A 9780-nucleotide genomic window follows, 5' to 3' on the forward strand; every position below is an offset into this window, starting at 1 on the left:
CTTCGGGTGGACTGCTGCCACGGTACCGGAAAACGGAGAAGAGTGTTCCGGTTGCGGGGAAGGCCGGTGGCTCGCTGGGGCGAGCGCTGCTGCGGCGGGGCGGCGAGGGGAAACGCTGGCCGGTGGGGGCGGGCTGCCGCGATGGTGCGGTGAGGACGAGCGGCGGCTGGTGGGCTGCGTTGCTGCGGTGGTGCGGTGGGGCGGCGAGGATTGCGGGCTGGTGGGGTGTGCTTCTGCGGCGGGGCGCGAGGAATGCCGGCCGGTGGGGTGGGCTGCTACTACAGCGGGCGGCGAGGAATGCCGGCTGGTGGGGGGTGCGGTGCGGTGGGCGGGCGGCGAGGGCGAACGCCCGGCCGCGGCGAGGCCTTGCGTTGATCGGCGGGGCCGCCGCTGCTCGGGCGGCGCTGCCGAGCGGGTGCGGGGCCGAGCGTCCAGGCGCTCCGCCCCCGCCGCGTCAGTTGGAGGTGGGGAAGGTGAAGGCCGCCTGTGAGTGGGGCCAGCGGGTGGTCACCACCTTGGCGCGGGTGTAGAAGCGGACTCCTGCCGGGCCGTGGATGGGGCTGTCGCCGATGAGGGAGTCCTTCCAGCCGCCGAAGGAGTAGTACGACATCGGGACCGGGATCGGGACGTTGACGCCGATCATGCCGACCTTGACCTCGCGCTGGAACTTGCGGGCCGCTTCGCCGCCGGCGGTGAAGATGGCCGTGCCGTTGCCGTATGGGTTGGCGTTGATCACCGCGATTGCCTCGTCGAGCGTCCGGGCGCGGACGATGGCGAGCACCGGGCCGAAGATCTCCTGCTGGTAGGCGTCCATTTCCGGGGTGACGTCGTCCAGCAGGGACGGGCCGACGAAGAAGCCCTCCTCGTGGCCTTCGACCTTCAGGCCGCGGCCGTCGACCACGACCTTCGCACCTTGCTCGGCGCCGCGGGCGACCGAGTGCTCCACGCGCTCGCGGGCCGCCTCCGTGACGACCGGGCCCATGTCGCTGGCCGGGTCGGTGCCCGGGCCGACCTTCACCTCGCGGGCCTTGCGCTCGAGGATCTCCACCAGCTTGTCACCGGCCGGGCCGACGGCGACGCCGATGGAGATCGCCATGCAGCGCTGGCCCGCCGAGCCGAAGGCGGCGGCCGTGAGGTGGTCGGCGGCGAATTCGAGGTCCGCGTCGGGCAGGACGACCGCGTGGTTCTTCGCGCCGCCGAGGGCCTGGACGCGCTTGCCCGCCGCCGTTCCGCGTTCGTGGACGTACTGGGCGATCGGGGTGGAGCCGACGAACGACACCGCCGCGATGTCCGGGTGGTCGAGGATGGCGTCGACGGCCGTCTTGTCGCCGTGCACCACGTTGAAGACGCCGTCGGGCAGACCGGCTTCGGCGTAGAGCCGCGCGACGAAGTTCGAGGCCGACGGGTCGCGTTCGCTGGGCTTGAGGACGAACGTGTTGCCGGTGGCGATGGCGATCGGGTGCATCCACAGCGGCACCATGATCGGGAAGTTGAACGGCGTGATCCCGGCGACCACGCCCAGGGGCTGGCGGAAGTCGTGCACGTCGACGTCGCGGGACACCTGGTCGGAGAAGCTGCCCTTGAGCGCGTCGGCGATGCCGCAGGCGTACTCGACGACCTCGCGGCCGCGGACGATCTCGCCGCGGGCGTCCTCGATCACCTTGCCGTGCTCGGCGGAGATGATCCGGGCCAGCTCGTCTTCGTGCTGCACGAGCAGCTCGCGGAAGGCGAACATCACCTTGGTGCGCTGGGACAGCGACGAATTGCCCCACGACTCGAAAGCCTTGGCCGCGGCCGTGACCGCGGTGTCCACATCGGACGCTTCGGCGAGGAGGACCGACGCCTGCCGACGCCCGGTGGCCGGGTCGTAGACCGGCGCCGTGCGGGTCGAGCCCGCCGGGGTGGCCGTGCCGTTGATCCAGTGCTCGATGGTGTTCACGGGATTCCTCCGGTCGGTGCGGGGGAGCGGGTTCACAACAGGCCCACCGCGGTGTCGACGGCCTTGGCGACGTCGCCGTCGTGGGGGTAGAGCAGCGAGCGGCCGACCACCAGGCCCTGGACCGTCGGCTGGGTCAGGGCCCGCTGCCAGGCGGCGAAGGCGGCGTCCGGATCCTTGACCTCGCCGCCGAGCAGGACGGCCGGCAGGGTCGAGGACGCCAGTACGCGCTCCATGTCGTCCACCACCGGCAGCTTGAGCCAGGTGTAGGCCGACGAGCGGCCGAGGCCGGCGGCGATCGTGATCGACTTGATGACGGCGCCGGGGGAGAGGTCGTTCTGCACGCGCCCGTCGACCCACCTCGACAGGAACGGCTCGACCAGCGCGATCAGCTTCCGGTCGGCCAGCTCGTTGATCGCCTTCGCGGTGTTCTCCAGGACGCTCGGGGTGGCCGGGTCGTCGAGGCAGATCCGGGTCAGGGCTTTGCCGCCGTCGAAGCGCATCCGCTCGATCGTTTCCGCGTCGTAGCAGGCGAAGCGGTCGTCGATCTCGAAACTCGACCCGGCCAGGCCGGTGCGGTTCATCGACCCGAGCACGGTCTTGCCGTCGAGCACGCCGAGCAGCAGCAGGTCGTCGATGACGTCCGCGGTGGCCAGGACGCCGGTGACCCCTGGTCGCTCCAGCGCCAGGCACAGCCGCTCCAGCAACTCGCCGCGGTCGGCCATCGCCGTGGGGTTCCCGCCGACGGCGTTCGCGCCGCGGGCGGGGTGGTCCGCGGCGATGATCATCGTGCGGCCCTTGTCGTTGAAGGGCGATTCGGCCCGGACGCGGTTCGCGGCCGCCTCGGCGATTGCTCCCGGATCGTGCACGCGTCGGGCGACGATGCGGCGCAGCACGTCGGTCACGGTTCGCTCCCAGCCGGTCTGAAGGGGCACGGCCTTCGTGCTCCCGGACGCGACGATTCCAGCGGGGCGAGAATTTGTCAAGACATATGGACAACAGGTCATCCCAACAGGTGCCCGCGAGGCGGTACGCTCCGCGGATGAGCAAGCTGGACGCCGCCTTCCCGGCCTGGGACGCGGGGCGCGAGATCGTCCTGGACCCGGGCAGCCCGGAACCGCTGTACTTCCAGGTGTCCCGGCAGCTGCACGCCGCGATCGAGGACGGCAGGCTGCCGGCGGGCGCGCGGCTGGGCAACGAGGTCGACCTCGCCGCGAGCCTGCGCCTGTCGCGGCCGACGATCCGCCAGGCGATCCAGACGCTGGTCAACCAGGGCCTGCTCGTGCGGCGGCGCGGGGTCGGCACGCAGGTCGTCCGCACGAAGGTCGCCCGGCCGCTGCGGCTGAGCAGCCTGTTCGACGACCTCGCCGGGCTGGGCGGCAAGCCGGCGTCGGCGGTGCTGGTCAACGAGGTCGAAGAGGCCGGCCCGGACGTGGCCGAGCTGCTGGAGGCGCCCGGGCTGACGCACGTCCGGCGGCTGAAGCGGCTGCGCTCGACCGACGGCGAGCCGCTCGCCCTGATGAACAACTACCTGCCCGACGGTGTCATCGACCCCGGCGACGACGAGTTGCGCGAGCGCGGGCTCTACCAGCTCCTGCGGTCGGCGGGGGTGCGGCTGCACGCGGCCGAGCAGAACATCGGCGCCCGGCTCGCGACCGAGGAGGACGCGGAACTGCTCGGGGAGGAGCCCGGGGCCGCACTGCTCACGACGCAACGCACGACGTACGACGACTCGGGTCGGGTGGTCGAGTACGGGTGGCACGTGTACCGGGCGTCCCGGTACACGTTCAACCTTTCGCTGACCAACGGGCCGCAGTAGGCGCAGCGGCGTCGGCAGCCCCGGGGGCCGGTGCCGCTAACCGTCGTCGAACGGTGTCCGGCGCAGCGCCAGCACCACCGTGTCGTCCGCGTGCAGGACGACGTCGTGCATCCGGGTCACCAGCTCGCGCGGCAGGTCCGCCGCCGGGTGGGCGCACAGTTGCCCGGCCAGTGCCAGCAGCCGGGCCTGGCCCTCGTCGATGTCCTTGCGGCTCTCCACCAGGCCGTCGGTGTACAGCAGCACCGTGTCGCCCGGGTCGAGGACCACGTCGACCAGCTCGGGGCTGCCCGGATCGGGGAAGCCGACTCCACGCCCCGGCGCCGGCGGGGGCAGCAGGCGTGCGTCACCGGCCGCGGTGACGAGCACCGGTTCCGGGTGGCCGCCGCTCGCGAAGCGGGTGTGACCCGTGGCCGGGTCGATGCGGGCCAGGAGGACCGTGGCCATCAAGGCCGGCTCGATCGCCGCCAGGGTGTGGGAGGCGTGGGCGATCAGGTCGCGGAACGGGTGGCCTTCCAGGGCCAGCGTGCGGATCGCGTGTGTCACGGTCAGCGCGTGGCGGGTCGAGGTGACGCCGTGGCCCACCGCGTCGACCAGGGTCACGTGCACCTCCCCGCCGGGCAGGACGAACCAGTCGTACAGGTCGCCGCCGGTGGGGGAGTCCTGGTCGGTCGGCGAATAGTGGACGGCGAGCTCCAGGCCCGGCACCACTGGCGGCCGCGGGCGCAGCGCGTCCTCCAGCTCGCGGAAGATCGCCGCGTGCGCGCGGCGGAGCTGCTCGTCCCGCTGCTCCAGCTCGACGTACATCGCCAGTACGCCGCTGTTGGTCTCCGCCAGCTCGTGCTTGAGGTCCCGCTGTTCGTTGACGAGCGTGTCGGTGCGGGCCACCAGCGCCAGCATCTCTTCGCGGGTCGCCCGGTCGTCGTCGGGGGCAGCCGCGGCCGCGGGCCTGCCGCCGGCGAGGTGCCAGGTCAGCGTCGGGTCGTCGCCGCGCTCGGGCAGCAGCGGCAGGGCGTCGCGGCTGCCCTGGCTGACGGGGTGCTCGAGCCGCACCGTGACCGCCAGCCGCCGGTCCGAGGCCGCCGTGGCCACGTCCACCGTTTCGCCCGCGGTGAGCGCCGGTTCGGCGAGCAGCGTGACGGCGAGGACCAGCCGCCCGCGCTCGTCGGCGGGCACGCCCGCTTCGGTGCACGCCTTGCGGAGGCGCCGCCGGATCCGGGCCAGGTCGGGGCGCATCAGGCGGACCGGTCCGCGCTCAGGGCGAGCATCGCCGCGTCGTCGCGGGCGTTGCGGTGCCGGTGGGCGAGGTCCGCGGCGAGCAGCAGCAGGTCCGGGGCCCGGCCGGGGACGCGCCAGCCGGTGCCGACGCCGTCGGTGTGCAGGACCACGACGTCGTCGTCGGCCAGTGTCAGGTGCCGGACCGGCGCCGACGGCAGCGTGAACCCGACGATGCCGGGCGTGCTGAGCAGCAGCCGGGACGGGCCGTCGCCGAGGCTCGCCCCGCTGACGTTGCCGACGCCGCAGAACTCGAGCCGCCGCGGCGCGATCCGCACCAGCGCGACCGCCGCGCCGCGGGTCGTGCGCAGCGCGCGGTGCATGTTCGTGAGCTGGTGCGGCAGCGGGCGGTCCGGGTTCTCGGTGAACACGCGCAGTGCGGTGTCCGCGGCTTCGGCGGCGTCGGGTCCGTGGCCGAGCCCGTCGGCGACGACGGCCGTCCGGCTGCCCGTGACGTCGGCCAGCGCGACGGCGTCCCCGCAGTACTCCTCGCCGTCGCGGGGCAGGCGGAAGTGCCCGATCGCGCGACGGCCCGGCGGCGCGGCGGGGTCGAGCAGGCGGGCGGCGGCCAGCGTGCCGGCCGTGGGCGAGGACGTGATCCGGAACTCGGCCGCCATCCGCTTCACCGCGCCGAGGCCGGTGCCGAGGGTGGCCGTCGTCGTGTTGCCGTCGAGCAGCCAGTGGTCGAGGTCGGCCATGCCGGGACCGTCGTCGGCGGCCAGCACGTCGACGCCACGGCCGGTGAGGGCCCGCTGCACGAACACCGTGCCACCGCCGGTGTGCTTGTCGATGTTGCCCGCGAGCTCGGCCGCCACCACCGCGGCCCGGTCGGCGCGGACACCGGTGAGCCCGGCCTCGTGCGCGACTTCGCGGGCGACGCGGGCGGCGGCGTACCCCGCGCTGGGGTGGTCGACGCGGATCTGGCGCGTCAGTCCGGCGACGGTCGCGGTCATGGCTTCCAGCGCACGACCGTGACGGTCGTGCCGCGGCCGGGCGCGGTGTCGAGGTCGAACTCGTCGACCAGCCGCCGCGTGCCGCCGAGGCCGTGCCCGAGCCCCGCGCCGGTGCTGAACCCGTCGGTCATCGCCTGGGCGACGTCGGCGATCCCGGGCCCTTCGTCGCGCACCCGCAGCCGGAGCCCGAGGCGCCCGGCCGGGTCCCGCACGGTCTCGACGGTCATCGTGCCGCCTCCGCCGTGGATGTAGGCGTTGCGGACCAGCTCGCTGGCCGCGGTCACGATCTTCGTCTGGTCGACGATGGTGAACCCGGCGGCGACCGCGGCCGCCCGCACGGCGTGCCGGGCCGCGAGGAGGTCCTCCTCCACCCGGACCGGGTGCTCGCCGGAGGCGACGGTCCGTTCGTCAGGAAGCATGGGGCGCTTCTTCGGCGGGACGGCGCCAGCCCAGTAGCTCCATCGCCTGTTCCGCGTTGAGGGCGGTCCGGACGCCGGTGAGCTGCAGCCCGAGCTCGGTCAGGGTCAGCGCGACGGCCGGGCGCATCCCCGCCACGATCATCCGCGTGCCGAGCAGCCGCCCGGTGCCGGCCAGCTCCATGAGCACGCGCGCGACGAACGAGTCGATGATCTCCAGCCGGGAGATGTCGATGATGACCCCGCGGATGCCCTCGTTCGCGATCCGCGTGGTGAGCTCGTCGGTGAAGGCGAGGGCCGTCTTGTCGTCCAGGTCGCTCAGCAGCCCGCTGAGCAGGATGTCCCCCAGCCGCAGGATCGGCAGCCCGGCGTTCACCCGGTCACCGCGCCCGGGCGGGCGCTGTCGCCGAGCAGCTGCATCGCGGTCGCCAGCGCGTCGGCCAGCGAGCCGCGCGTGACGATGTGCGAGAGGTCGATGCCCAGCTGGGTGATGGTCTGCGCGATCGACGGCCGGATCCCGCTGATCACGCACTCCGCGCCCATCAGCCGGACGGCGCTGACCGTCTGCAGCAGGTGGTGGGCGACCGCGGTGTCGACGGTCGGGACGCCGGTGATGTCGATGATCGCCACCCGCGCCTCGTTCGCCTGGATCGCCTCCAGGAGGCTGTTCATCACGACCTGCGTGCGGGCGCTGTCGAGCGTGCCGATCAGCGGTACCGCGAGGACGTGGCGCCACAGCCGCACCACGGGCGTGGACAGCTCGAGCATCTGGTCGTGCTGCTCGCGGATGATCCGCTCCCGGCCGGCGGAGTAGACCTCGAACGTCAGCACACCCGCGCTGTCGAGCAGCTCGTTGACCAGCAGCGCGGCCCGGTAGCGCAGGGCGGAATCGTCGGTGTGCCGCTCGATCGCGCTCAGCATCGTGCGCTTGAGCGCCAGGATCGCCATGGCGGTGGCCGACGGCTGGGCGCCCGCGCGGGCCCGGCGCTCCGACAGCGACGTCAGCGCGTCCCGGACGGCGGGGTCCTGGTCGACGATCCGGGACACCGGGAGCGTGCCGCCGAGCGCGGTGCGGAGGGCGTCCAGCAGCTCGACGGCCTCGCGGCGCAGGTCCTGCCCGTTCCGGTCGCCGTCGTGCGGCTCCTGACCGGCCCAGTCGCGGGCCAGCGAGGACCGGTCTTCCTCCAGCATCCGCGCCAGGACCGAGCGGACCTGGCTGTCGTCCGTGCCCAGCACCGACGCCCTCCTCCGTGTTCGAGGCGCGCTCTGCTGTACGCCGACCGAGTGATTGTCATATAACAACAGTTGTTTCAGGAACGCAAATCCGGCAGGTCACCGGCCGCCTCGGCCAGCGCCCGGTATTCCCGCAGCCCGGCGGCCAGGGCGAGCCGGCCCGCGGGGCTCATCTTCGCCAGCAGCGCCTGGACGCGGTCCCGGCGCCGGGCCCGCAGGTCCTGCAGGTAGGCCCGCCCGCGGTCGGACAGCCGCAGCGTCAGCTCCCGCCGGCTGCGCGCGCTGGGCAGGCGTTCGAGGAACCCGACCGCCTCCAGCCGGTCGCAGAGCCTGCTGACCAGCGGCGGCGTGGAGCCCAGCTGCTCGGCCAGCTGTCGCAGGTTGACCCCGTCGTGGCGGTCCAGCGCGACGACCGCGCGCAGCTGCGAGATCGACAGCGGGCGCGGCGAGACGTCCCGCTCTCCCTCGACCACCGACTCGAAGAGGCGGGCGAGGTCCGACACGGCGGCCGGCCCGTCCGGGGCGGCCTGCTCGCGGGATCGATCCACGGCGTCCACTCTGGCATCCCTATGCTGAACCGGCAGCACAGCCAACGCGACTCGCCGTGGACCGGCGCGCCGGAGCGGCGCAGACTCGACAGAACCATCCCGGCACGGGCGCGTGAGCAGGAGGCAGGCGTTGGACAGATCCCTGGCGGTGGAGCGTCTCCTCCGTGACGTACCACCGCACGACCTGCCCGGCGCGCTGCGCTCGGGTCTCGGCGAGCACTTCGGCGCCGAAGCGGTCGAGCTGCTGATGGCCGACTACGCCCTCACGGAGCTGTGCCAGGTGGGCGAGCAGCCCTACTCGACGGAGCCGATCCCGGTCGACGGCACGATCCCCGGGTCGGCGTTCCTCACGCAGGCGGCGACGTTTTCCCGCGACGGCGACCGCGTCACCGGCTACCTGCCGGTCAGCGTCCGCGGTGACCGGCTCGGCGTCCTGGCCGTCACCTTGCCGTGCGAACCGGAGCCGCCGGTGTGGGCGGAGCTCCAGCGGTTCGCCGAAGCGGTGGCCCACGAGCTGTTCGTCGCCGACCGGGACACCGACCTCTACATCCAGGCCCGGCGCTCGTCGCGGCTGACGTTGGCCGCGGAGATGCAGTGGCAGCTGCTGCCCGGGCGGGCCTGCACCCGTGCCGAGTTCGCGCTCGGCGGTCAGCTGGAGCCGGCCTACGCCATCTACGGGGACTGCTTCGACTGGTCCGCGTCCGCGCGGAAGCTCGCGGTCACGCTGATCAACGGCATGGGGGAGGGCAGCGAAGCGGCGCTGCTGACGAACCTCGCGGTGAACGCGCTGCGCAACGCCCGGCGCGCCGGGATCGCGCTCGACGCGCAGGCCGAACTCGCTGACCAGGCGCTGTACGCGCACTACCGCGGCGCCGAGCACGTGGCCGCGTTGCTGCTGGAGTTCGACCTCGGCACCGGCGCGGTGCAGGTGGTCGACGCGGGCTCGCCGCGGCTGTGGCGGCTGCGGGACGGCAAGGCCGAGCGGATCCTCTTCGACGAGCAGCTCCCGCTCGGCACGTTCGACGGCACGATCTACACGCTCGAAAGCTTCCAGGCCGCCGACGGCGACCGGTTCGTCTTCGTCAGCGACGGCGTGTACAACGCGCTCGGCCCGCACGGCGAGCGGTACGGCGACCGGGAACTCGCCGAAGCGGTCTCGGCGACGGCGGACCTGCCGGCGGCGCACGTGCCGGGCGCGGTGCTGCGGGAGCTGTCGACCCGCCGGCACGGCAGCCAGGCCGAGGACGACGCGATGGTGGTGTGTCTGGACTGGTTCGGGTCGACGCCGTTGTCCGGGACGGGGGACGGGCCTGCGGTGACGGTGCGGCGGGCTGACGGGGGCTAGGTAGCGGCCGGTTCGGGTTTTCGCGGTGCGGTCCCCGGCCGGGGTAGGGCTGTGGGTCGGTCGCTGCTGCGTGGTGGACCGGGTCTGTTTCTGCCTTGAGTTGGCGTCGGTCGATGCCCACCACCCCGAAGCCGGATTGTGACTACGGCCGGTGGTGCCGCGTCGAGGCGGGAAAGCGTGCCTTGACCCGGCACCACCGGCCGTGTTCTGGCTTCGCCGCCGGCCTGGTCGCCCTCCCTGCGGCCTCGTCCGCCGCCG

10 protein-coding genes are annotated in these 9780 nt (G+C 73.4%); 2 read left to right on the forward strand and 8 right to left on the reverse strand.

Annotation, left to right across the window (positions count from 1 at the left end; genetic code table 11):
• Positions 1-454: 454 nt before the first annotated feature.
• The gene (locus tag ACWDN5_RS19625; protein ID WP_449677302.1) at positions 455-1939 is read right to left on the reverse strand and encodes a CoA-acylating methylmalonate-semialdehyde dehydrogenase; all 1485 of its coding nucleotides are present in this window, start codon (positions 1937-1939) and stop codon (positions 455-457) included.
• A gap of 32 nt (positions 1940-1971) precedes the next feature.
• A complete protein-coding gene (locus ACWDN5_RS19630; protein ID WP_449677303.1) occupies positions 1972-2841 on the reverse strand; it encodes a Cgl0159 family (beta/alpha)8-fold protein in 870 nt (289 codons plus the stop codon).
• A 137-nt stretch (positions 2842-2978) separates the two neighbouring features.
• Here ACWDN5_RS19630 and ACWDN5_RS19635 point away from each other — a divergent pair, with 137 nt between their 5' ends.
• On the forward strand, positions 2979-3755 hold the full coding sequence (locus tag ACWDN5_RS19635) for a GntR family transcriptional regulator (RefSeq protein WP_449677304.1): 777 nt from the start codon (positions 2979-2981) through the stop codon (positions 3753-3755).
• Positions 3756-3791: 36 nt separating this feature from the next.
• Here the strand turns inward: ACWDN5_RS19635 and ACWDN5_RS19640 are convergent, their stop codons facing one another.
• From ACWDN5_RS19640 to ACWDN5_RS19665, 6 genes are all read right to left on the reverse strand, one after another.
• Positions 3792-4988, reverse strand: a complete 1197-nt coding sequence (locus ACWDN5_RS19640; RefSeq protein WP_449677305.1) for a PP2C family protein-serine/threonine phosphatase — start codon at positions 4986-4988, stop codon at positions 3792-3794.
• Positions 4988-5980, reverse strand: a complete 993-nt coding sequence (locus ACWDN5_RS19645; protein ID WP_449677306.1) for an ATP-binding protein — start codon at positions 5978-5980, stop codon at positions 4988-4990. The genes ACWDN5_RS19640 and ACWDN5_RS19645 overlap by 1 nt, the downstream gene beginning before the upstream one ends.
• Positions 5977-6399 (reverse strand): ATP-binding protein, encoded by a 423-nt coding sequence (locus ACWDN5_RS19650; protein WP_310977325.1) that lies wholly within the window; start codon positions 6397-6399, stop codon positions 5977-5979. Before ACWDN5_RS19650 ends, ACWDN5_RS19645 begins: the two co-directional genes overlap by 4 nt.
• On the reverse strand, positions 6389-6772 hold the full coding sequence (locus ACWDN5_RS19655) for an STAS domain-containing protein (protein WP_310977324.1): 384 nt from the start codon (positions 6770-6772) through the stop codon (positions 6389-6391). The genes ACWDN5_RS19650 and ACWDN5_RS19655 overlap by 11 nt, the downstream gene beginning before the upstream one ends.
• Entirely contained in the window at positions 6769-7632 is an 864-nt protein-coding gene (locus ACWDN5_RS19660; protein ID WP_310977323.1) for an STAS domain-containing protein, read from the reverse strand. Before ACWDN5_RS19660 ends, ACWDN5_RS19655 begins: the two co-directional genes overlap by 4 nt.
• A 74-nt stretch (positions 7633-7706) precedes the next feature.
• Positions 7707-8132: a MarR family transcriptional regulator gene (locus ACWDN5_RS19665; RefSeq protein ID WP_310977428.1), complete on the reverse strand. Its 426-nt coding sequence runs from the start codon at positions 8130-8132 to the stop codon at positions 7707-7709.
• Positions 8133-8307: 175 nt separating this feature from the next.
• Between ACWDN5_RS19665 and ACWDN5_RS19670 the strand changes: the two genes are divergently transcribed.
• Complete coding sequence (locus ACWDN5_RS19670) at positions 8308-9522, forward strand: PP2C family protein-serine/threonine phosphatase (RefSeq protein WP_449677307.1); 1215 nt, start codon at positions 8308-8310, stop codon at positions 9520-9522.
• Positions 9523-9780 lie beyond the last annotated feature (258 nt).

The sequence above is a fragment of the Amycolatopsis sp. NPDC003731 genome (assembly GCF_053586895.1).

Bases quoted from the DNA above. Each gene is read 5' to 3' on its own strand.
- ACWDN5_RS19635 (WP_449677304.1), top strand. From the start codon at position 2,979: ATGAGCAAGCTGGACGCCGCCTTCCCGGCCTGGGACGCGGGGCGCGAG.
- ACWDN5_RS19640 (WP_449677305.1), bottom strand. From the start codon at position 4,988: ATGCGCCCCGACCTGGCCCGGATCCGGCGGCGCCTCCGCAAGGCGTGC.
- ACWDN5_RS19645 (WP_449677306.1), bottom strand. From the start codon at position 5,980: ATGACCGCGACCGTCGCCGGACTGACGCGCCAGATCCGCGTCGACCAC.
- ACWDN5_RS19650 (WP_310977325.1), bottom strand. From the start codon at position 6,399: ATGCTTCCTGACGAACGGACCGTCGCCTCCGGCGAGCACCCGGTCCGG.